Annotated in this window: 20 protein-coding genes; 1 reads left to right on the top strand and 19 read right to left on the bottom strand. The window is 68.3% G+C overall.

Features of this window, described 5'->3' with window-relative positions; genetic code table 11:
- Window positions 1-63: 63 nt before the first annotated feature.
- The 4 genes from nrdR to dnaE all read right to left on the bottom strand — a co-directional run bounded on the left by nrdR (window position 64) and on the right by dnaE (window position 6,389).
- The gene (gene nrdR, locus AVP41_RS01055; protein WP_067159514.1) at window positions 64-534 is read right to left on the bottom strand and encodes a transcriptional regulator NrdR; all 471 of its coding nucleotides are present in this window, start codon (window positions 532-534) and stop codon (window positions 64-66) included.
- Window positions 535-543: 9 nt separating this feature from the next.
- Window positions 544-1,857, bottom strand: a complete 1,314-nt coding sequence (gene hisD, locus AVP41_RS01050) for a histidinol dehydrogenase (protein ID WP_067159510.1) — start codon at window positions 1,855-1,857, stop codon at window positions 544-546.
- A 46-nt stretch (window positions 1,858-1,903) separates the two neighbouring features.
- The gene (locus tag AVP41_RS01045; protein ID WP_067159508.1) at window positions 1,904-2,857 is read right to left on the bottom strand and encodes a hypothetical protein; all 954 of its coding nucleotides are present in this window, start codon (window positions 2,855-2,857) and stop codon (window positions 1,904-1,906) included.
- 61 nt (window positions 2,858-2,918) lie between these two features.
- Window positions 2,919-6,389, bottom strand: a complete 3,471-nt coding sequence (dnaE, locus tag AVP41_RS01040) for a DNA polymerase III subunit alpha (RefSeq protein WP_067162667.1) — start codon at window positions 6,387-6,389, stop codon at window positions 2,919-2,921.
- A gap of 171 nt (window positions 6,390-6,560) precedes the next feature.
- Here dnaE and AVP41_RS01035 point away from each other — a divergent pair, with 171 nt between their 5' ends.
- Window positions 6,561-7,034, top strand: a complete 474-nt coding sequence (locus AVP41_RS01035; protein WP_067159505.1) for an NUDIX hydrolase — start codon at window positions 6,561-6,563, stop codon at window positions 7,032-7,034.
- A gap of 37 nt (window positions 7,035-7,071) precedes the next feature.
- Here the strand turns inward: AVP41_RS01035 and AVP41_RS01030 are convergent, their stop codons facing one another.
- The 15 genes from AVP41_RS01030 to AVP41_RS00960 form a co-directional block, all read right to left on the bottom strand.
- Window positions 7,072-7,731, bottom strand: a complete 660-nt coding sequence (locus tag AVP41_RS01030) for a GNAT family N-acetyltransferase (protein ID WP_082828962.1) — start codon at window positions 7,729-7,731, stop codon at window positions 7,072-7,074.
- Window positions 7,732-7,780: 49 nt separating this feature from the next.
- Window positions 7,781-8,701 carry an RluA family pseudouridine synthase gene (locus tag AVP41_RS01025; protein ID WP_067159502.1) on the bottom strand — a complete coding sequence of 307 codons (921 nt, stop codon included), beginning with the start codon at window positions 8,699-8,701 and terminating at the stop codon, window positions 7,781-7,783.
- Between the two features lies 1 nt (window position 8,702).
- On the bottom strand, window positions 8,703-9,299 hold the full coding sequence (lspA, locus tag AVP41_RS01020; RefSeq protein WP_157532362.1) for a signal peptidase II: 597 nt from the start codon (window positions 9,297-9,299) through the stop codon (window positions 8,703-8,705).
- 9 nt (window positions 9,300-9,308) lie between these two features.
- Window positions 9,309-9,926 (bottom strand): DivIVA domain-containing protein, encoded by a 618-nt coding sequence (locus AVP41_RS01015; RefSeq protein WP_067159499.1) that lies wholly within the window; start codon window positions 9,924-9,926, stop codon window positions 9,309-9,311.
- Between the two features lie 120 nt (window positions 9,927-10,046).
- The gene (locus AVP41_RS01010; RefSeq protein ID WP_067159496.1) at window positions 10,047-10,349 is read right to left on the bottom strand and encodes a YggT family protein; all 303 of its coding nucleotides are present in this window, start codon (window positions 10,347-10,349) and stop codon (window positions 10,047-10,049) included.
- Window positions 10,350-10,351: 2 nt separating this feature from the next.
- Entirely contained in the window at window positions 10,352-10,810 is a 459-nt protein-coding gene (locus AVP41_RS01005; RefSeq protein ID WP_067159494.1) for a cell division protein SepF, read from the bottom strand.
- Window positions 10,811-10,841: 31 nt separating this feature from the next.
- Window positions 10,842-11,528, bottom strand: coding sequence for a YggS family pyridoxal phosphate-dependent enzyme (locus AVP41_RS01000; RefSeq protein ID WP_067159491.1), 687 nt, complete (start codon window positions 11,526-11,528; stop codon window positions 10,842-10,844).
- Entirely contained in the window at window positions 11,529-12,668 is a 1,140-nt protein-coding gene (ftsZ, locus tag AVP41_RS00995) for a cell division protein FtsZ (RefSeq protein ID WP_067159488.1), read from the bottom strand.
- A 221-nt stretch (window positions 12,669-12,889) separates the two neighbouring features.
- Window positions 12,890-13,882, bottom strand: a complete 993-nt coding sequence (locus AVP41_RS00990) for an FtsQ-type POTRA domain-containing protein (protein ID WP_067159485.1) — start codon at window positions 13,880-13,882, stop codon at window positions 12,890-12,892.
- A 3-nt stretch (window positions 13,883-13,885) separates the two neighbouring features.
- A complete protein-coding gene (gene murC, locus AVP41_RS00985) occupies window positions 13,886-15,304 on the bottom strand; it encodes a UDP-N-acetylmuramate--L-alanine ligase (protein ID WP_067159482.1) in 1,419 nt (472 codons plus the stop codon).
- Window positions 15,305-15,388: 84 nt separating this feature from the next.
- Window positions 15,389-16,480 carry a UDP-N-acetylglucosamine--N-acetylmuramyl-(pentapeptide) pyrophosphoryl-undecaprenol N-acetylglucosamine transferase gene (locus AVP41_RS00980; RefSeq protein ID WP_067159479.1) on the bottom strand — a complete coding sequence of 364 codons (1,092 nt, stop codon included), beginning with the start codon at window positions 16,478-16,480 and terminating at the stop codon, window positions 15,389-15,391.
- On the bottom strand, window positions 16,477-17,724 hold the full coding sequence (ftsW, locus tag AVP41_RS00975) for a putative lipid II flippase FtsW (RefSeq protein ID WP_067162660.1): 1,248 nt from the start codon (window positions 17,722-17,724) through the stop codon (window positions 16,477-16,479). Before ftsW ends, AVP41_RS00980 begins: the two co-directional genes overlap by 4 nt.
- Window positions 17,687-19,252: a UDP-N-acetylmuramoyl-L-alanine--D-glutamate ligase gene (gene murD, locus AVP41_RS00970; RefSeq protein WP_067159476.1), complete on the bottom strand. Its 1,566-nt coding sequence runs from the start codon at window positions 19,250-19,252 to the stop codon at window positions 17,687-17,689. Before murD ends, ftsW begins: the two co-directional genes overlap by 38 nt.
- Window positions 19,249-20,358, bottom strand: a complete 1,110-nt coding sequence (gene mraY / locus AVP41_RS00965; RefSeq protein ID WP_067159472.1) for a phospho-N-acetylmuramoyl-pentapeptide-transferase — start codon at window positions 20,356-20,358, stop codon at window positions 19,249-19,251. Before mraY ends, murD begins: the two co-directional genes overlap by 4 nt.
- Complete coding sequence (locus AVP41_RS00960; RefSeq protein WP_067159469.1) at window positions 20,355-21,767, bottom strand: UDP-N-acetylmuramoyl-tripeptide--D-alanyl-D-alanine ligase; 1,413 nt, start codon at window positions 21,765-21,767, stop codon at window positions 20,355-20,357. The genes mraY and AVP41_RS00960 overlap by 4 nt, the downstream gene beginning before the upstream one ends.
- Window position 21,768 lies beyond the last annotated feature (1 nt).

Genomic DNA, 21,768 nt, shown 5'->3' with positions numbered 1-21,768 from the left:
CTCAGCCTAGGCCTCTTGCCCGCGACGGGCCGACAGGTCAGCGCCGGGACAAACGCCCGCTCGTCACTCCTGGGGCGACCGCCCGCGCGCGTGATCCGCGCGGAGTTGGGCGATCGACGACTCGAAATCCTCGAGCGAATCGAACGCCTGGTAGACACTCGCGAACCGGAGGTACGCGACCTCGTCGAGCTCGCGCAGGGGGCCGAGGATGGCAAGGCCGATCTCGTTCGTGTCGATCTGCGAAGAGCCGGTCTGTCGGACGGCCTCCTCGACCGCTTGCGCGAGCACTGCGAGGTCCGAGTCGGTGACCGGACGCCCCTGGCAGGCCTTGCGGACCCCCGACATCACCTTCTCGCGACTGAACGGCTCGATCACGCCGGAGCGCTTGATGACGTTGAGGCTCGCGGTCTCGATGGTCGAGAAACGACCGCCGCACTCCGGGCACTGGCGACGACGGCGAATACTCAAGCCATCGTCGCTCGTTCGGGAGTCGATCACGCGAGAGTCGGGATGACGACAGAACGGGCAATGCATGAGTTCAGCCTACGGCGCGACCGCCGCGTCGAAGCGCGTCGTGACGGCAGCCCCGTGCGCCGGCAGTGCCTCCGCGGTCGACAGTGCCACGATGTCGTGCTGCACCTGCGCGAGCGCGTCTCGGTCGTACTCGATGACCTGCTGGGGGCGCAGGAAGGTCGACGCCGACAGTCCCGCCGCGTAGCGGGCCTGTCCCCCCGTCGGGAGCACGTGGTTGCTCCCGGCCAGGTAATCGCCGAGGCTGACCGGCGAGTGATCGCCGACGAAGACGGCTCCCGCGTTGACGAAGTCATCCACGCGAGGCTCTCTCAGGTGCAGTTCGAGGTGCTCGGGAGCGTACGCATTGCTGAAGGAGGTCGCGGTGGCGAGATCATCGACGAGGACGATCGCCGACTGCGGACCGGCAAGGGCCTGAGCGACACGGTGCCCGTGTGCGGTCCTGGCGGCCAACGTCTCGACCTCGACGGCGACAGCGCGAGCCAGCTCCTCCGACGCGGTCACGAGCACGGCCGCGGCCTGCTCATCGTGCTCAGCCTGGCTGACGAGGTCGGCGGCGACCCATCGCGGCTGCGCGCTGTCATCGGCGACGATGAGGATCTCGGTGGCACCCGCCTCCGAGTCGGTGCCGACGCGACCCGCCACGACGCGCTTGGCCAGCGCGACGAAATTGTTGCCCGGCCCGGAGATCACATCCACCGGCGCGAGTCCGATCGCATCGACGCCGTAGGCATAGGCACCGATCGCGCCCGCACCGCCCATGGCGTAGACCTCGGTCACATCGAGCAGCCGTGCCGCGGCCAGGATGACGGGGTGCACGCGGCCACCGTGATCTCGCTGGGGCGGCGAGGCGAGCGCGACCTCGGCGACGCCCGCAACGTGGGCGGGAACGACATTCATGACGACGCTGGAGGGATAGACCGCCTTGCCCCCCGGCACATACACCCCGACGCGCTGGACGGGCCGCCAGCGCTGTTCCACGCGCGCGCCGGGCGCGATCTCCGTGACGACCGGCGGTGGCACCTGCGCCTCCGAGGCGCGGCGCACGCGGGAGATGGCCTCCTCGAGTGCGCGTCGCACGTCGAGGTCCAGGTCCGCCAGCGCCTCGTCGAGGTGCGCCTGCGGGACCCGGATGTCATGACCAGTGACGCCGTCGAAACGCTCGGCCTGTTCACGCAGAGCCGTCTCGCCGCGATCCGCCACATCGTGGACGATACGGGCGGCCGTGGCGAAGGCCTCGTCCCGCGCCGCGGCGGCACGGGGAACGGCGGCACTCAGATCGGTCGGCGTGAGAACGCGACCGCGCAGATCGATCGTGCGAAGCATCGTTCCAGCGTACCGGCGCGGCGATACGCGACGCGCCCGCGGGACGTCAGCCGCGCGTCACGCCGGACACGTCGGTGAGGACTCCCACGCGTCCGTCCTCGTGCCGGACGACGAAGCTCGATCCGCGGTCTTCGATCACCAGCGCCCACGCCGTGGGGCCAACGGTGAAGAGCGGAAGCCCGTTCTCGTCCACGACCTCTCGTTCCTCGGGGGCGAGGGCCCAGAACGCCTGGCTGGCCGGCGGCGCGGTCTCCACCACGCCCGTGTCCGTCTGGGGCGCGAACGCGGCGTCGTACGATGCGTGGGGCTCGTCGCTCGCCCCGTCGGCGATCGGAGCCACGGTCCGCGGCTGCGCCGGCCGCGGGATGACCGCACGGACGGGCCGAGCGTTCCGGTGGGCGGGCACCTCGGGTCGGTCGCGGAAGTCCTCATCGAAGGGTCGGATGAACGGGGCCAGAACGGTGAGGAAGACTCCTGCGGTCATCAGGAAGAACTCGACCCACACGACCCAGCTGCTCAGCCAGATGCCGGTCTGAATACCCCGCGTGATGTTGGTCCACAGGATACCCAGCCACACGACGGCCGACACGGAGAAGGCCACCGAGGCGAACTGATCGACCGCCAGCGAACCGACGCGACGAATCCCCTCCGGCGAGAAACGGCGCAGGACGATGAGGAACACGGCGACCGTGGGCACGCCGATCGTCAGGATCCAGTCGATCCCCGAGCTCCAGACAGAGCCGAACGGCAGGGCCACCGAGGACAGGCCGGTGTCGACCCACACGGAGAAGAACGAGACGATGAACGCGAGCGCCCAGACACCCAGCAGCACGACTTCCCGCAGGGAGAAGGGCCCGATGCCGTAGACCGGCTCTGACCCGGGCTCCGTCGTCGATGTGGCGTCGTCGGCGACATCCTGATCCAGGTCAGCCGCGACGGGTTCGTCGAACCGGCCACCGGTTTCCTCTTTGGGGCGGGGGGAGGTGTGCTCGTCGCTCACGACATGGTCCTTCCGGGGTCGACTGTTCGGTCCAGGAAATCCTACTCGGGGGCGTGGTCACTCAGCCGAGGCACTGGGGGCCGAGGAGCCCCTTGAGCTCGCCGTAGAGGTCCACCGTGACCGCGACGGGGTGGGGCACCTCAAACACCTTCGCCGTGGTGCCCTTGTGCAGCTTGAGGGTGACCTCCGTGGTGCCGGGGTGCCGTCCGAGCACCTCCGCCAGCTGAGAGATCGTCGTCTCGGTCGCGCGGTGCTCCGGCATCATGAGAATCAGCGGGCCGGACTCATCGACCGCGCCGAGGTCGGGAACGAAGGCCGACTGTCCATGGAGGTTCAAGCCGTCGTCCCGTCGCGACACGCGCCCCCGCACGACGAGGATGGCGTCTGACTGCAGCAGCGACTGGAACTCCGTGTAGGTCTTGCCCATGAACATCACGGTCACCTCGCCGTCGAAGTCCTCGACGGTGATCATGCCGTAGGGGTTTCCGCTCTGTTTGGCGACCCGGTGCTGCACGCTGGTGACCAGGCCCGCCACGGTCACCTGGTCTCCATCGTTGACGTCGTCCGACGAGAGGAGATCGTGGATCGAGGTGCTGGCATGCTTCGCCAGCGGGATCTCCAGGCCCGCCAAGGGATGATCGGACACGTAGAGCCCGAGCATCTCGCGTTCGAAGGCGAGCTTGTCCTTCTTCGTCCATTCGGGACGCTCCGGCACCTTCTGAACCTGCTGCGGCTCGTCGTCGCCCCACAGGCTGTCGAAGTCGAATCCGACCTCCCCGTTGGCCTCTCGACGCTTGTCGAGCACGGCTTGCTCGGTTGCATCCTCATGGATCTCGATGAGCGCCCGCCGCGTCGCCCCCAGAGAGTCGAAGGCGCCGGCCTTGATGAGCGACTCCACGGTGCGTTTGTTGGTGACGTGCGGGGGAACCCGGGCGAGGAAGTCGTGGAAGCTGCTGTAGGGCGCGTCGGCGCGCGCCGCGACGATGCCGTCGACGACGTTGGCTCCGACGTTGCGGACCGCTCCCAGGCCGAAACGGATGTCCTCGCCGACGGCGGCGAAGAACCGGATCGATTCACTGACGTCGGGCGGGAGCACCCGGATGCCCATGCGGCGGCATTCGTTGAGGTAGACCGCCATCTTGTCCTTGGAGTCGCCGACGCTGGTCAGGAGCGCCGCCATGTACTCCGCCGGATAGTGCGCCTTCAGGTACGCCGTCCAGTAGGAGACGAGACCGTAGGCCGCCGAGTGCGCTTTGTTGAAGGCGTAGTCCGAGAACGGCAGCAGGATCTCCCACAGCTTGCCGACGGCGTCGTCGGAGTAGCCGTTGGCCCGCATCCCGGCCTGGAAGCCCTCGAACTGCTTATCGAGCTCCGACTTCTTCTTCTTGCCCATCGCGCGACGGAGGATGTCTGCCTGTCCCAAGCTGAAGCCGGCGACCCGCTGGGCGATCGCCATCACCTGCTCCTGATAGATGATGAGCCCGTAGCTGGTGTCGAGGATGTCGGCCAGCGACTCCTCGAACTCCTTGTGGATGGGGGTAATCTCCTGGAGACCGTTCTTGCGGAGGGCGTAGTTGGTGTGCGAGTTGGCGCCCATGGGCCCCGGCCGGTACAGGGCGATGACGGCGGAGATGTCCTCGAAGTTGTCGGGCCGCATGAGTCGAAGGAGCGATCGCATCGGCCCGCCGTCGAGCTGGAACACCCCCAGCGTGTCGCCGCGGGCGAGGAGGTCGTACGAGGCCTTGTCATCGAGCGTGAGATCTTCGAGGACCAGCTCCTCGCCACGGTTCGCACGGATGTTGTCGAGGGCGTCGTCGATGATCGTGAGGTTGCGCAGCCCCAGGAAGTCCATCTTGATGAGGCCGAGCGCTTCACAGGACGGGTAGTCGAACTGCGTGACGATCTGGCCGTCCTGCTCCCGCTTCATGATCGGGATGATGTCGATCAGCGGCTCGCTCGACATGATGACACCGGCGGCGTGGACGCCCCACTGCCGCTTGAGGTTCTCCAGCCCGACAGCGGTGTCGAAGACGGTCTTGGCCTCGGGGTCGGTCTCGATGACCGCACGGAACTCGCTGGCCTCCTTATAACGCGGATGCTGAGGATCGAACATGCCTCCCAGAGGCATGTCCTTGCCCATGACCGCCGGAGGCATCGCCTTGGTGAGCTTCTCCCCCATGCTGAAGGGGAATCCCAGGACACGGCCGGCGTCCTTGAGTGCCTGCTTCGCCTTGATCGTGCCGTACGTCACGATCTGCGCGACACGCTCGTCGCCGTATTTCTCGGTCACGTACTGGATGACCTCGCCACGCCGACGGTCGTCGAAGTCGACGTCGAAGTCGGGCATCGAGACACGGTCGGGGTTGAGGAAGCGCTCGAAGATCAGACCGTGCTGGAGCGGATCGAGGTCGGTGATCCGCATGGCGTACGCCGCCATCGAACCCGCCCCCGAACCACGCCCGGGTCCGACGCGGATGCCGTGGTCCTTGGCCCAGTTGATGAAGTCGGCGACCACGAGGAAGTAGCCCGGGAACCCCATCTGCACGATGACGCTGGTCTCGTACTCCGCCTGTTTGCGTACCTCGTCGGGGATTCCCGCGGGGTATCGGTACTCGAGGCCCTTCTCGACCTCCTTGATGAACCAGCTCTCCTCGGTCTCACCGTCGGGAACCGGATAGCGCGGCATGTAGTTCGCGGAGGTATTGAACTCGACCTCGCAGCGTTCGGCGATCAACAGAGTGGAGTCGCACGCCTCCGGGTGGTCGCGGAAGACCTGACGCATCTCCGCGGGTGATTTCACGTAGTAGCCGTCGCCGTCGAACTTGAACCGCTTGGGGTCGTCGAGAGTCGAACCCGACTGCACGCACAACAGGGCCGCGTGGCTGGTCGCGTCGTGCTGGTGCGTGTAATGGAGGTCGTTGGTGGCGACGAGCGGGATCGAGAGGTCCTTCGAGATACGGAGCAGGTCACTCATCACGCGACGCTCGATCGACAGCCCGTGGTCCATGATCTCGGCGAAGTAGTTGTCCTTGCCGAAGATGTCCTGGAACTCAGCGGCCGCGGCCCGCGCGGCATCGTACTGACCGAGGCGCAGCCGCGTCTGGATCTCCCCGGAGGGGCATCCCGTCGTGGCGATGAGCCCCTCACTGTAGGTCTGCAGGAGCTCACGGTCCATGCGGGGCTTGAAGTAGTAGCCCTCGATCGACGCCTTCGAGCTCAAGCGGAAGAGGTTGTGCATGCCTGTCGTGGACTCCGACAACAGCGTCATGTGCGTGTACGCGCCCGAGCCCGACACGTCGTCGTCGCTTTGGTCGGGACCGCCCCACCGCACGCGCGACTTGTCGCTGCGGTGCGTGCCCGGAGTGACGTACGCCTCGATGCCGATGATCGGCTTGATACCGGCGTCCTTGGCGGCGCGGTAGAACTCGAATGCCGCGAAGGTGTTCCCGTGGTCGGTGACGGCGATGGCCGGCATCCCCAGCCGGACGGCCTCTTGGACCATCGATCCGATACGCGCGGCCCCGTCGAGCATCGAGTACTCGCTGTGAACGTGCAGATGAACGAAGGAGTCGGATGCCACGTATCGAGTCTACGAAGAGCGCCCGACACCGTGGCCGATCGGACGGAGTGGCCTTCGAGCTCACCTCACCTTCGAGCTGACGGTGAAGGTTGGCGAGCGTGAGCCCGGCCTACGCTGTCTTCTATGACCACCCCTGAGTTCGTCCTGTCCCTGCGCGAGAGAGTCGGTCATGCGCCCTTACCGCTCGTGGGCGTCACCGCGGTCGTGTTCAAGGACGAGAAGGTGCTCCTCGGCCGGCGTGCCGACAACGGATCCTGGCAGTGCGTCTCCGGGATCGTCGAGCCGGGCGAGGAGCCCGCCGACACCGCGGTGCGCGAATGCCGAGAGGAGGCCGGCGTCGATGTGCGGGCGACGCGTCTCGCCCTGGTCCAGCAACTGCCCCGCGTGACGTACGCCAATGGCGACCACGTCGATTATCTGGATCTCGTGTTCCGATGCGATTGGGTGTCGGGTGAACCGCATCCCGCCGATGGCGAGCTGACCGAGGTCGGATGGTACGGGCTCGGCGAATTGGTCGAGGTCGACCCGCAGCACGTGCGCAAGATCGCCCTCGCGATCGCCGAAGACGATCCCGCATCCTTCCACGGCGGCCGTTGACCGATCACACGGGTACGCGCACCACTCGACACCCACGTCACGTGAGCGAGAGACGCATGACGACGCGCGGGAAGCCGTTCAGCACCGAGGTCGTCTCTGCGACGGCCTGGAAGCCGGCTTTCTCGAAGAGGGCGCGCGTGCCGACGTACGCCATGGTGAGATCGACCCTGCTCCCCTGATTGTCGACCGGATAGCCCTCGATCGCCGGGGCACCCTGGGCACGGGCGTACTCCACGGCGCCTGCGAGGAGCTGGTGGGAAATGCCCTTCCCTCGCCACCCGGGTCGCACACGGATGCACCATACGCTCCACACGTCGAGGTCATCGACGTGCGGGATGCGGCGATTCGTCGCGAAGCTCGTGTCGGCTCGCGGATGTACCGCAGCCCAACCGACGACCTCGTCGTCGGCGTACGCGAGGACTCCTGGCGGACCCGCCTTCAGGAGCTCCCGAACCCGGTCACCCCGCGCGGCGCCGCGCAGCTCGCGATTCTCCTTGTTCGGGATCCGATAGCTCAGGCACCAGCAGACGTTCGAGATCGGCTTCTTCGGGCCGACCAAAGTCGCCAGGTCGTCGAAGCGGTCTGCCGGCCGCACGACGATGCCCCCGCTCTGCGCTCCCGATAGGTCGACGTCGTCGCCCTGCGTTCCTGACGACACATCGACGCTGTCTCCGGTCACCCCGACCCGTTCATCCATGCCGGCATCTTTCCGCCGACCACCGACATCGCCTGCGGGGCCATCGCGGTCAGTCTCCGCGCAATGTCTCCAGCGCATGGGCGAGATCGGCGGGATAGTCGGAGACGAACGACACCCACTCCCCCGTCGCCGGGTGAGCGAAGGAGAGCTCGCGCGCATGCAGCCACTGGCGGGTGAGTCCGAGTCGCGCCGACAACGTCGGATCCGAGCCGTAGAGCGGGTCACCGACGCACGGGTGCCGGTGCGCCGCCATATGCACCCGGATCTGGTGCGTGCGTCCGGTCTCGAGGTGAATCTCGAGGAGTGACGCCCCGGGGAAAGCCTCCAGCGTCTCGTAGTGGGTCACCGACTCCTTGCCATCGGGGACGACCGCGAACTTCCACGAGTGCGACGGGTGCCGCCCGATCGGAGCGTCGATCGTGCCGGCCAAGGGATCGGGGTGACCCTGGACGACGGCGTGGTAGATCTTGTCCACCTCGCGCTCCTTGAACGCACGCTTGAGCGCCGTGTACGCGGTCTCGCTCTTGGCGACGACCATGAGCCCGCTCGTGCCGACGTCGAGACGATGCACGATGCCCTGTCGCTCCGCGGCGCCGGTCGTGGCGATACGGAAGCCGGCCGCCGACAGTGCGCCGAGCACCGTCGGCCCTTCCCATCCGACGGAGGGATGGGCGGCGACACCCGCCGGCTTGTCGACGACGACGATGTCGTCATCGTCGTGCACGATACCGAGGTCGGGGACCGCGGTCGGAACGACGACCGGATCCCGACGTTCGGTCCACTCCACCTCGAGCCAGGAACCCGCACGGAGCCGGTCGGACTTTCCTGCCGGGTGGCCATCCACCACGACACCGCCCTGCTCGGCGATCTCGGCCGCGAACGTGCGCGAGAATCCCAGCATCTTGGCCAGCGCGGCATCGACGCGCGAGCCGTCCAGGCCGTCGGGAACCGGCAACGAGCGAGTGGGCACGTCAGTCCCGTTCGCCGCCGGCGTCGACCGACTCATCGGCGGCGACGTCGTCGTCGGTGCTGCGCCTGGCGCGCACCTCACGGGTGCCGTCCAGTCGCAGTCCGACGAGAACCAGAAGAGCGACGCCGATCATCATCGTGACGATGAACATGTCGGCCACGTTGTAGATCGCGGGCATCATCCACGGGGTGTGGATGAAGTCGATGACGTGACCGACGGGGAATCCGGGCTCCCGCACGAGCCTGTCGGTGAGATTGCCGAGGATGCCGCCGAGGAGAAGCCCCAGCACCACGGACCACCAGCGAGAGCGAACGCGCGTGACGGCGAGGACCACGATCGCGGCTGCCGCGGCTGCCAGCACGATCGTGAAGACCCAGGTGACCTCCTCACCGAGCGAGAAGGCGGCGCCGGGATTGCGGGTGAGATAGAACTGCAGGAACTCCCCCCACACCCGGACGGGTTCCTGGTACGGAAGGTCGCGCAGGGCGATGTTCTTGGACAACTGATCGGCGGCCAGCACCAGCACCGCGAGAAGAGCGATGGTGATGCCGGCCGCCGCAGCGCGACCCCGGGAGGGTCGGAGATCGGGGACCGTCAAAGGCGCGGCCTAGTGACCGGCGGACGAGACGGGCGTCGCACCCGAGGACGAACCGGCCACGTCGAGATCACGCAGCTTCTCCTCGATGAAGCCGCGGAGCTGCGAACGGTAGTCCCGCTCGAACTGACGGAGTTCGCTGATGCGCGTCTCGAGCGTCGTGCGCTCGCTCTCCAGGCGCGCCATCTCGTCGCGACCCTTGGCCTCGGCCTCGGCGACGATCGCTGCGGCCTGGGCCTGAGCCTCCGAGATGAGCTTGTCGCGCTGAGCCTGTCCCTCGGCGACGTGCTCGTCGTGGAGGCGCTGAGCGAGCTCGATGATGCCCGCGGAGGCCGCCGCCGGAGCGGACTCCGTGGCGGGCGCCTCGGCCACGGGGGCGGGAGCCGGAGCCGGAGCCGGCACCTCTTCGACCACGGGCGCCTCTTCGGCGACGGGAGCGGCCTGTGTCGGCGCGGCGCCCGACTCGTAGGCGGCCAGCTTGGCCTTCAGCTCCTCGTTCTCGGCGATCGTCTTGCGCCATTCGACGACGATCTCATCGAGGAAGTCATCCACCTCGTCGGGGTCGAACCCCTCCTTGAAACGGACGTGCTGGAACTGCTTGGTGACGACGTCTTCAGGAGTCAGAGCCATAGTGTTTCCTCTTTCAAAGCTTCACGACGGGGCCGTATGCGGGCGACCCGCGGTCGGCGAGCCGTACCCGAACAGCATAGTCCGGGACCTTCCACGGTGCGAGGAAGGTCGGGTGGGCGCTCACGCACGCATGAGCACCCCGGTGATCGACAGCAGCACGAAGCAGCAGAGCATCGTGAGGGGGAATCCGAGGTCGAGAGCCACCGGGCCGAGCTGGAGGGGCGGCACGAGTCTGCGGAAGAACTTCACGGGCGGATCGGTGACCGTGTACACGATCTCGGCGAGGACGAGAACGAATCCCCGTGGGCGCCATTCCCGGTTGAACAGGGGGATGTACTCGAAGATGACGCGCGCGAGGAGCGTGAGGATGTAGATGACCAGCAGCGTGTTGGCGATGCCGGCGACGAGGCGGACGACCTCCACGACTACGGGACGAAGGGCGCCGATTCGGGATCGGCCTGCGCCACCGCTCCCTCACCCGACACCGCGATGTTCTCGGGCGAGAGGAGGAAGACCTTGCTCGTGACGCGCTCGATGCGTCCGAAGAGACCCAGCGAGAGACCACTGGCGAAGTCGACGAGCCGCCGAGCGTCCGCGTCGCTCATCTGCGAGAGGTTGATGATGACCGGCACGCCGTCCCGGAAGGCTTCCGCGATGCCCTGAGCGTCGCGGTACTGCTTGGGGTGCACGGTGAGGATCTCGCTGACGGTGCCGGCGGCCGGCTGTCGAACGACCGCGGGGCGGTGGATCGGAGTCACAGGCGCGGTCTTCTCGACGGGCTTGTCTCGCCGCGGCGCGGGCGTTGCCGCAGCCGGCTCGTCGTAGACCTCTTCCTCATCGGCGAGGCCCAGGTACACCATGGTCTTCTTGAGCGGGTTCGACATCGCATCCTCCGTTTGCTCGTCTGGTTCGAGGTTAACCGCGCAGCGGGCGCGGTCCCGTGATTGCCGAGCCGATCCGCAGGTGTGTCGCACCCGCCGCGATCGCCTCAGCGAAGTCTCCGGACATGCCCGCCGAGATCGCCGATGCCGCGGGCACGACGGCGCGCACGCGAGCGGACACGTCCGCCAGGCGTTGGAAGGCGCGCGCCGGAGGCTCCTCCAGCGGCGCCACCGCCATGACTCCCCGCAGCGACAGCGAGCCGCAGTTCCGGGCGATGTGTTCCGCGAGCTCGACCGCGGCCTCGGGGGCGACACCCCCGCGAGCGGGGTCTTCGGTGAGGTTCACCTGCACGAAGACGGCGAGCGGCGAGTCCGCCTCCGGGTCGGCGACGTGAAGCGCATCCGCCAGGCGGTGGCGGTCGACGGAATGAACGACGTCGGCGGCCGCGCGCACCGCCCGCGCCTTCTTCGTCTGCACCTGCCCGACGAAATGCCACGTGAGGTCGGTCGTCTCAGGAAGCAGGGATCGCTTCTGGGAGAGCTCCTGCTGCCGGCTCTCGCCGACGTCTCGCACTCCGAGACCCCGCAACGCCGTAATGAGCTCAGGTGGGTGGAACTTGGTAACGACGATCCGGGTGAGCTCACGCGGGTCGCGCCCGACCGCCCTCGCCGCCTCGGCGATGCGGGCGTCGAGGGCGGCGAGGCGTTCGGCGAGCTCCACTTACTTGAGGAAGTCGGGTACGTCGAGGTCGTCGTCGCCGAACACGGAGTCGTGGGACGTCGTCGAGGCCGTCACGCCGACCGACTGCTTCTCCTCGAGGACGGGAACCTCTCGTGCCGCTTCGTCGGCGGGAACGGCCGGGATCACGGGCGTGGCTCGCTCGACCGACATCGGCTCGATGCGCGCCTGCGGCTCGCCGCCGTCGAAGCCCGCCGCGATGACGGTAACCCGCACCTCATCGCCGAGCGTGTCGTCGATGACCGTTCCGAAGATGATGTTCGCCTCCGGGTGCGCGGCCTCCTTGACCAGTTGCGCAGCATCGTTGATCTCGAAGATGCCGAGGTTGGAGCCACCCTGGATGGAGAGGAGAACGCCGTGGGCACCTTCGATGGATGCTTCCAGCAGCGGCGACTCGACCGCCAGTTCGGCTGCCTTGATCGCCCGGTCCGCGCCCCGCGCCGATCCGATTCCCATGAGTGCGGATCCCGCGCCCTGCATGACCGACTTGACGTCGGCGAAGTCGAGGTTGATGAGGCCCGGCGTGGTGATGAGGTCGGTGATGCCCTGCACACCGGCGAGCAGCACCTGGTCGGCGGTGGCGAACGCCTCGATCATCGAGATGCCGCGGTCGCTGATCTCCAGGAGACGGTCGTTGGGGACGACGATGAGGGTGTCGACCTCTTCCTTCAGCTTGGCGACGCCCGCCTCGGCCTGGCTCTGGCGACGACGCCCCTCGAAGGAGAACGGCTTGGTGACCACACCGATCGTCAATGCCCCGATCGACTTGGCGATCCGCGCGACGACGGGGGCGCCTCCGGTTCCGGTTCCTCCCCCCTCACCGGCGGTGACGAAGACCATGTCGGCACCCGCGAGCGCCTCCTCGATCTCCTCCGCGTGATCCTCCGCCGCGCGGCGCCCGACCTCCGGGTCGGCTCCCGCCCCGAGCCCACGGGTGAGCTCACGCCCCACGTCGAGCTTCACGTCGGCGTCGCTCATCAGCAGCGCTTGCGCGTCGGTGTTCACGGCGATGAACTCGACGCCTCGCAGGCCGAGCTCGATCATCCGGTTGACGGCGTTCACGCCGCCACCGCCCACACCGACGACCTTGATCACGGCGAGGTAGTTCTGGTTCTGGCTCATGCCGGCCTCCGTATCGTCCCGAACCTCTGGCTCGGCGCATCTTGGTCGCACACGGGGCGAACGGCTCTCGCCACCACGGTGCTCAACCTTCAACCTCAACCAGAGGTTTAAAGAATTGCCGAGTATGTATTTCTTGAATTGAAGGTATGCGGCAGGAGCAGCCCGCACCGCGAGGCGGCGGGCGTGTCGCGAATCGCGACGAGAAAACTCGCGCCGCAGCGTCAGCGCACGACGACGGCGCGCGGGGAGGAGACGTCGTAGAGCGACACCTCGGAGGGCGGTCTCTCGATCATGATCCGTTCCAGGGTGACTGCCTTGAGAGCGGACTCGCTGGCGTTGCCCCACACCACGTCGGTGTCGGTGGCGCCGAGGGTCAGCGTCACATCGTTGGGGGTCGTCGCCTTCAGGGCCGTGACCTGGCTCCGGACGTCATCGGGAAGCGACCGGAAGACGGTGCCCACTGCCTCGAAGGCTGCCGACGTGACACCGCCGGGAACGCTGATCGTCGGATAATCCTTCGGGCGATCGGCCGTGGTGGACAGCGCGACCCCCGCGGCGTCGACGAGCGTGTAGCCGGCGGCGGACTTGATCGATCCGATCGGCAGGCGCTCGACGATACGCACCACGAGCTCGTGCGGCGGCCGGGCCTCGAGGGTGTAGGTCTCCACGAGCGGGAACGCCACCAGCGCCGCCTTCACCTCGCCGGAGTCGACGAGGGCGAGCGGTCTCCCGATCTGGTTCGCCAACGCCCGTTCCACGGCGCCGGCGTCCAGCTGCGCGGCGCCGACCACCTTCACCCGCTCCACCGCGAACAGTGGGCTGTAGGCGGCGCCGATAGACAGAACGACCAGGAGCAGCACCGCCGACACCGAGACGATCCACGCCATTCGGCGATGACGCTGACGGGCGGTGAAGCGACGGACCTCGGCGCGCAACGCGCGTCGACGCGCGCGCGCCGCCGTCCACACGTCACGGACGCCCAGCGGCGCATCGGCGGCGGGCTCCCTCTCCTCCCCCGGCGGCGCGAACAGGACGATCTCGGCGAGCTCGTCCTCGGCGGCGATGGCGCCACTCTCATCAGTGGCCGGCGCGGGCGCGTGACTCGGTGCGGTTGTCGGCGGCGTCAGGTCTCGGACGTCGAGATCCAGGTCGACGTCAGGATCGCGAGGGCGCGACTCCCGCTCGGGCGGGGGTAGCGGCGTCGGCCGGCGCATGTGTCAGTCCCGCTCGCTCGGCGAGGGTCGGGTCGACTGCAGTGCCTGCAACACCTGGGGAATGATCAGGTAGACATTCCCGCACCCGAGCGTGACGACGTAGTCACCCTCGCGCGCGACCGACGCCGTGTAGTCGGCCGCAGCCTGCCAGTCGGCCTCATACCTGACCTTCGAGGAGTCGCCGAACGCCTCGGACACCAGCGCCCCCGTGACGCCCGGGACCGGGTCCTCGCGGGCGCCATAGACGTCGAGAACCACCGTGTGATCGGCCAAGGACTCCAGCACCTCGGCGAACTCCCGATACATCTGCTGTGTGCGGGAGTAGGTGTGGGGCTGGTGGAGGGCGATGATGCGCCCGGACCCGACGACGGTGCGCGCTGCTTCGAGAGCGGCGGCCACCTCCGTCGGATGGTGGGCGTAGTCGTCGTAGACGCTCACGCCTCTCTCGACGCCGTGGAGCTCGAACCGGCGCACGGTGCCGCCGAAGGACTCGACCGCGCGCGCCGCTGCCTCGAGTCCATGCCCGAGGGTGAGGAGGACGGCGATCGCCCCCGCCGCGTTGACCGCGTTGTGCGCTCCGGGAACCGCCAACTGGACGTGCGCGCTCTCCTCGCCGTGGAGCACGGTGAACGAGACGGGACCGTCGGTGGTCACGGCGGCGATGCGCACATCGGCGTCAGCAGAAGTTCCGAAACTGACGACCCGGGGGTGGGTGAGCTCGCGGGCGACCCGACGCGCCCCGGCATCGTCGGCGGAGATCACGACGGCCTCTCGTGCCGCGTCGGCGAAGCGCACGAAGCCATCGAAGAAGGCGTCGCCGCTTCCCCAGTGATCCAGGTGGTCGGGGTCGACGTTGGTGATGAGGGCGACGGAGGTGTCGTAGAGCAGGAAGGTGCCGTCGGACTCGTCGGCCTCGATGACGAAGAGCTCATCGGAGCCGGTGCCGCTCGAGACCCCGAGGTCGGCGATCACGCCGCCGTTGACGAATGTCGGAGCGGTCCCGAGGGCCCGCAGGGCCGTCACGAGCATGCCTGTCGACGTCGTCTTGCCATGAGCGCCGGCGACAGAAACGAGCCGGCGCCCGCCGATCAGCCAAAAGAGGGCCTGAGAGCGGTGGATCACCGGCAGACCTCGCTGCTTCGCGAGCACGAACTCCGGATTCTCCGGCCAGATGGCTCCGGTGTGGACGACGGCATCGACATCGCCGGGAAGGTGTGCCGCGTCGTGACCCACGAACACCTCGGCACCGCGAGCAGCGAGCGCCTGCAGCGCGGCGCTGTCGGCGCGGTCGGAGCCCGACACACGGATGCCCCGGTCCAGGAACATCCCCGCGAGGCCGGACATCCCCGACCCTCCGATGCCGATGAAGTGCGCAGCGGTGATGGTCTCGGGGATCGGGAGGCTGAGGTCGGGTCGAATCATGGCCCGTCAAGTCTAGGTCGCCGTCCTGGGCGGACGGCGGCGCGGCGCGCTGGCACACGGTGCCGCACAGCGGTGGCGTCTGCGTCAGCGCGCGACGGCCTCATCGATGAGCGCGATGACGTTCTCGGTGCCCTCGCGCGTCCCGACCGTGGTGCTGGCGGCGGCCATACGCGAGAGTGCGTCCACATCACCGAGGAGCGGAACCAGCTCGGAACGCAATCTCGCCGGGGTCAGCTCGCCGTCGGGGATCACCCGCGCCGCGCCGGCGCGCACGGCAGCAGCAGCGTTGAGCGCCTGCTCCCCGTTGCCGACGGCGTAGGGGACGTAGACCGCGGGGAGCGACAAGGCGCTGATCTCACTGACGGTGGCGGCGCCCGCCCGCGAGAGCACGACGTCGGCGAGGGAGAACGCCAGATCCATCCGATCGATGTACGGCACCACGCGGTACCGTGCGTCGCCGGGATCCAGGATCTCGTCGCGCTCCCCCGCCGCGTGGAGGACTTGCCAGCCCGCGTCGACGATCGCCGGCCACGCGCCGGCCATCGCGGCGTTGAGTCGGCGGGCGCCGAGCGAACCGCCGAACACCAGGAGCGTGGGCAACGCCGGATCGAGGCCGAACCGTTCTCCCGCCTCTGCGCGGCGCGCGCCACGATCGAGGTCCACGATCTCCCGCCGCAACGGCATTCCCACGACGCGCGCGCCCGCCAAGGGAGTGCCTGCGAAGACGACGCCGGTCGCTGCGGCTCGGCGCGCGCCGAGCACGTTCGCCAGGCCCGGCTTGGCGTTGGCCTCGTGAACGACGAACGGCACGCGCTCACGACGCGCAGCGACGTAGGCCGGCGCGGACGCGTATCCGCCGAACCCCACCACGACGTCCACGTGGTGCTCACGGATGTGTCGACGCACCTGTCGCACCGCGCGGGAGAAACGGACCGGGAAGCGTGCCGCTGCCACGTCGGGCCGACGCGGGAAGGGCACCTTGTCGACGATCAGCAGCTCGTACCCACGCTGCGGCACCAGCCGGGACTCCAGCCCCTCCCGGGTGCCGAGCACCAGCACGACGTCTTCGGCGGATCGGGCACGGAGGCCGTCGGCGACGGCCAAGAGAGGGTTGACGTGACCCGCGGTGCCCCCGCCGGCGAGGAGATATGTCGTGGAAGTAGAGCCCGTCGTCACCGCACCGAGCCTACCGGGCGCCCCGCCGGCCGCACCGACGGCGTCGCGGGCAACGACCGGCTGAACGAAAGAAGGACGCCGCAGGCCATGAGCACCGAGAGCAGCGACGTGCCCCCCTGGGACATGAAGGGCAACGGCACCCCCAGCACGGGGAACACGCGCAGCACGACGCCGATGTTGACAAGCGCCTGCCCCACGATCCAGACGGTGATCCCGCCCGCGGCGATCCGGATGAAGGGGTCATTCGTCTTCCGGATGACGTGGAACGTGCCCACGGCGAACAGCGTGAACAGGCCCAGGACGACGATGCAGCCGATCAGCCCGAGCTCTTCTCCCACGATCGCGAAGATGTAGTCGTGCTCTGCCGCGGGAAGCCAGTCGTACTTCTCGCGGGAGTTCCCGAGACCCAGCCCGAACAGCCCTCCGCCGGCGAGGCCCCACACGCCGTGCAGCGCCTGGTAGCAGTCGCCCGTCGCAGCCGAGTAGCACGCGAGCGAATCCACGTTGAGGAAGCTCATGATGCGGCGCATGCGGTCGGGGCTCGTGACGGCGAACACCGCTGCTGCCACGACGACGCCGATGAGCGGGAGGAGGAAGATCCGGAGCTTCACTCCGGAGAAGAACAGGCAACCCAGCAGCACCGCCATGAGAACGAGGCCGGTTCCCAGGTCACCGCTTCCCACGGCGACGAGTCCGATGACGAGCGCACCGACCGGCACCACCGGGATGAAGACGTGCCGCCACAGCCCCAGCAGGGTCTGCTTCCGGTACAGGACATAGCCGAGCCACAGCGCGAGGCTGAGCTTGAGGAACTCGGACGGCTGCATCTGCGCCCCCGCGATCGAGATCCAGTTCGTGTTCCCGTCGTTGTAGATGCCGATGCCGGGCACGAAGACGAGCATCTGCAGACAGATCGCGCCGATCAGCGCAGGCCAGGCGATCCGCTTCCAGAACGTCACCGGGAATCGGCTCAGGACGAACATGAGCGGGACGCCCAGGAGCGCGAACATCCCCTGTTTGAGGACGACCTCGAACGGAGAGGAACCGGCCGAGATCGACTTCGCCATCGTGGCGGACAGGACCATCACGAGGCCGAAGATCGTCAGGATGAGAGCCGTCGACGCGATCAGCAGGAACTCGTTGGGCACCGGGGCGAACGCGCGGCCGAGCGACACCCTCGCCGCAAACCCGCGAGAAGCGGCGGCCTCAGTCGTCGGGGAGGGGCGGTCGGTCGTCGTCACCAGCACCCTCCTGCTTCTGTTCGGCCCGAGCGAGCCACGTGTGAACCGCGGACGCGAACCGGTGACCACGGTCGGCGTACGAGGCGAACTGGTCGAACGATGCCGCCGCGGGAGCGAGGAGGACGGTGTCCCCCGTTCCCGCCACGCGCGCCGCCAGCTCGACGACCTGCGCCATGACGTCTTCAGTCTGAACGTGGTCGACCTCGTAGAGCGGAACCGCAGGCGCGTGTCGCTCGAACGCCGCGACGATCTCGGCCCGCTCGACGCCGATCACGATCGCGGCCTTCGTCGCGGGCCCGCGCTGCGCGACGAGGTCGGCGATGTCGACGCCTTTCAGCAGGCCGCCGACGACCCAGACCGCGCCGGGGTAGGCCGCCAGCGATGACGAGGCCGCATGCGGATTTGTCGCCTTCGAGTCATCGACCCAGGTGACCCCGTCCGCGACGGCGATCACCTGGATGCGGTGCGGATCGAGTCGGAACGACTGCAGCGCGTCGCGGATGGCCCCCGGAGCGACGCCGCACGAGCGCGCCAGCGCCGCCGCGGCGAGGATGTTCGCGACCACGTGCGGCGCGGACAGTCCCCTCTCGTGGAGTTCGGACAGCGTGGTCAACTCGAGCGCGCTGGTGTGTCTGTCATCGAGGAAGGCACGGTCGACGAGGATGCCGTCGACGATCCCCAGGTCACTGGGGCCGGGCACACCGAGATCGAATCCGATCGCCCGGCAGCCCTCGACGACGTCGGCCTCTTCGACCATCGTGCGCGTGGCGAGGTCGCTCTTGTTGTAGACACAGGCGACCCGCACGTTGTCGTAGACGACCGCCTTCGCCGCACGATACGCCTCGAAGCTGCCGTGCCACTCCAGGTGGTCCTCCGCGAGATTCAGGCACACGCTGGCGTGGGGCGAAACTCGCCGGTCGCCGGTCTGCTGCCCGAGATACCAGAGCTGGTGGCTGGAGACTTCCACCACGAGAACGTCGAAGCCCTGCGGGTCGCGCACAGCGTCGAGGACGGGAACCCCGATGTTCCCGCAGGGCGCCGCACGCAGGCCGCCGGCGGCGAGCATGGACGCCGTCAGCTGCGTCGTCGTGGTCTTGCCGTTGGTGCCGGTGATGAGGATCCAGTCGGCGGGCTCTCCGTCTGCGCGGGTGACCTTGTCGCGCACCCGCCAGGCGAGCTCGATGTCGCCCCACACCGCCGTGCCCGCCTCGCGTGCCCACGTGATGACGGGGTGATGAGGGGGGAAGCCGGGCGACGCGACGATGACATCGGGGGTGAACGTGCGCAGCTCGTCCGGGACGGTAGCCAGGTCGCCGGTCCATAGGCGCGCCCCGATGACGGGAAGAAGTCGCCGGTACTCCTCCTCGGCCGTCTCGGTGACCACGAGGACGTCGGCACCCAGTTCGGCCACCGTGTCGGCGACCGAGAACCCGGTGACCGAGAGGCCCAGCACGGCAACGCGGAGCCCGCGCCAATCGGCGTGCCAGCTCGTGAGGCCATCGAGGCGCTCGTGACGGGAATCCTCGCTCATAGCGCCGCGAGCCAGGCCACGTAGAAGAGGCCGACACCGGTGACGGCCAGCATCCCGGCGATGATCCACATCCTGACGACGATCGTGATCTCGGGCCAGCCGCGCATCTCGAGATGGTGGTGGAACGGACTCATCAGGAAGAGGCGCTTGCCGCCCGTCGCCTTGAAGTAGTACCGCTGCAGGATCACCGAACCCGGACCGATGATGAAGACACCCGCGATGATGACCGCGAGGATCTCGGTGCGCGAGAGGACCGCCATGGCCACGACGACGCCGCCGATGGCCATCGATCCGACGTCGCCCATGAAGATCTTCGCCTTCGGCGCGTTCCACCAGAGGAAGCCGACCAGCGCCCCGACGAAGGAGGCGGCGATGATCGTCAGTCCCATCGGATCGCGCGTGGGATAGCACGCGCTGGCATAGGCGTCGACGAGAGCCGCCGTGTGGCAGCGCTGCTGGAACTGCCAGAACGTCACGAGACTGTAGGCGGACACGGTGAAGATGCCGGCGCCGGTGGCAAGGCCATCGAGGCCGTCCGTGAGGTTCGTCGCGTTCGACCAGGCGACCGACATGAAGGAGATCCACGCCAAGTACAGGATCCACCCCACGACCGCGCCGAGCGCCATGAACGACAGAGCCGGGATGTCTCGGAAGAACGAGATGTAGGGAGAAGCCGGCGTCTCTCCCCAGCCGTTCGGGAAGTTGAGGGCGAGAATGCCGAACGGCACGGCGACCAGGATCTGGCCGACCACCTTTCGCCATCCCGACAGGCCGAGGCTCCGCTGCTGACGCACCTTCATGTAGTCGTCGATGAAGCCGACGAGACCGAGGCCGACCATCATCCAGATGACGAGCAGGCCCGAGGTCGTGGGCGGAGTGCCTCCTGCGAAGCTCCCGACGAAGTACCCCGTCAGCGATCCCAGGATGAAGACGATGCCGCCCATCGTGGGCGTTCCGCGCTTGGTCTGGTGATTCGGATTGTGGCCGTCTTCCGGCGTGCGGATGACCTGGCCCCAGCCGAGCTTCTCGAACAGCCGGATGAACAGCGGAGTGAGAAAGAGCGTGAAGGCCAGGGAGATCGTCGCGGCGGCAAGCAGTGATCTCACGAGAACGATTCTCCCAGACGATCGCCGAGGTGACGGAGCCCTGCCGAGTTCGACGACTTCACGAGCACCCGGTCTCCGTCGCGGAGCTCGGTGAGGAGGTAGTCGTACGCCTCATCCTGGGTCTCGAAGAACACCGCCTCGCCGTCCCACGAGCCCTCTCCGATCGCGGCGAGATAGAGGCGCCGCGCCGCGGCGCCGATCACCACGATGCGCTCGAATCGCAGGCGCACCGCGAGCAGACCCACCCGATCGTGCTCCTCGCCGGCCTGCTCCCCGAGCTCGCTCATCGCGCCGAGGACGGCTACCTTGCGCTCTCCCGGTCCGGCGATCTGTGCGATCGTGCGGAGGGCGGCGGCCATGGAATCGGGGCTCGCGTTGTAGGCGTCGTTGATGATCCGCACCCGCTCGGACCCGAGCGGCTGCATCCGCCACCTCTCGGCGATCTCGACCGTCTCCAGGCGCGTGATCGCGGTATCCAGCGACACACCGAGCACTCCGGCGACCGACAAGGCGGCCAACGCGTTCATCACGTGGTGCTCCCCCAGCACCTGCAGTCGGAGCGGAAGCCGCTGGCTCTCCGTCACGATCGTGCACGACGTCCCGGCGGCGGTCACCTCGACATCCTCGGCGCGCATCTGCGCCCGAGCCGACCGCCCGAACCATCGCACCTCGACGCCGCGGGCAGCGGCGACCTCGGCCATCGCGGCCACGCGCGGATCGTCGGCGTTGAGCACGGCGACACCGCCGGGTCGCGTCGCCTCGACGAGTTCCGTCTTGGCCCGCTGGGTCGCCTCCACGCCGCCGAAACCTCCCGCGTGCGCGAGTCCCACCATGAGGACCGCGCTGACGTCGGGCGTGACGAGCCCGGCGAGCTCGGCGATGCGTCCGATGCGCGATGCCCCGAACTCACTGACCAGGAAACGCGTCGACTCCGTCACCCGGAGCATCGTGACGGGAGCCCCGACCTCGTTGTTGAAGGAGTTGCGGGGAGCCACCGTCTCGCCTTCGCCCTCGAGAATCCGGGCGAGCATGTTCTTCGTGGTCGTCTTGCCATTCGACCCGGTGATCCCGACGACTCGCAGCGCGCCGCGCGTGCGCACGCGCGCGACCACCTCGCGCGCGAGGTCCGCCAGAGCGGAGACGGCATCCGCCACGACGATCTGGCTGACGGGGGCGTCGACGGGCTGCTCCACGATCGCGACCACGGCACCGGCGGCGACGGCCGCGTCGACGAACCGGTGGCCGTCGGTCGTCTCGCCGCGCTTGGCGACGAACACTCCGCCGGGGGCCATCTCCCGCGAATCGGTGTCGACGACGCCCGAGACGATCGTCTCCGCGCCGTCGTCGCCAGCGGGGTGCAGGGTCCCCCCGACCGCGGCCGCCACGTCGGCGAGCGTCATCGAGATCATG

Source organism: Microbacterium sp. TNHR37B, from assembly GCF_001620065.1.
Taxonomy (GTDB): Bacteria; Actinomycetota; Actinomycetes; order Actinomycetales; family Microbacteriaceae; genus Microbacterium.
Note: the sequence above shows the minus strand (reverse complement) of the source record. Positions and strands in the feature narration are given on the sequence as shown.

What these genes read in the sequence shown, in the direction of transcription:
- nrdR (WP_067159514.1), bottom strand. Translation starts at nt 534, where the DNA reads ATGCATTGCCCGTTCTGTCGTCATCCCGACTCTCGCGTGATCGACTCC.
- hisD (WP_067159510.1), bottom strand. Translation starts at nt 1,857, where the DNA reads ATGCTTCGCACGATCGATCTGCGCGGTCGCGTTCTCACGCCGACCGAT.
- dnaE (WP_067162667.1), bottom strand. Translation starts at nt 6,389, where the DNA reads ATGCTCGACGGGGCCGCGCGTATCGGATCGATGGTCCAAGAGGCCGTC.
- AVP41_RS01035 (WP_067159505.1), top strand. Translation starts at nt 6,561, where the DNA reads ATGACCACCCCTGAGTTCGTCCTGTCCCTGCGCGAGAGAGTCGGTCAT.
- AVP41_RS01030 (WP_082828962.1), bottom strand. Translation starts at nt 7,731, where the DNA reads ATGGATGAACGGGTCGGGGTGACCGGAGACAGCGTCGATGTGTCGTCA.
- AVP41_RS01015 (WP_067159499.1), bottom strand. Translation starts at nt 9,926, where the DNA reads ATGGCTCTGACTCCTGAAGACGTCGTCACCAAGCAGTTCCAGCACGTC.
- AVP41_RS01005 (WP_067159494.1), bottom strand. Translation starts at nt 10,810, where the DNA reads ATGTCGAACCCGCTCAAGAAGACCATGGTGTACCTGGGCCTCGCCGAT.
- ftsZ (WP_067159488.1), bottom strand. Translation starts at nt 12,668, where the DNA reads ATGAGCCAGAACCAGAACTACCTCGCCGTGATCAAGGTCGTCGGTGTG.
- AVP41_RS00990 (WP_067159485.1), bottom strand. Translation starts at nt 13,882, where the DNA reads ATGCGCCGGCCGACGCCGCTACCCCCGCCCGAGCGGGAGTCGCGCCCT.
- murC (WP_067159482.1), bottom strand. Translation starts at nt 15,304, where the DNA reads ATGATTCGACCCGACCTCAGCCTCCCGATCCCCGAGACCATCACCGCT.
- murD (WP_067159476.1), bottom strand. Translation starts at nt 19,252, where the DNA reads ATGAGCGAGGATTCCCGTCACGAGCGCCTCGATGGCCTCACGAGCTGG.
- AVP41_RS00960 (WP_067159469.1), bottom strand. Translation starts at nt 21,767, where the DNA reads ATGATCTCGATGACGCTCGCCGACGTGGCGGCCGCGGTCGGGGGGACC.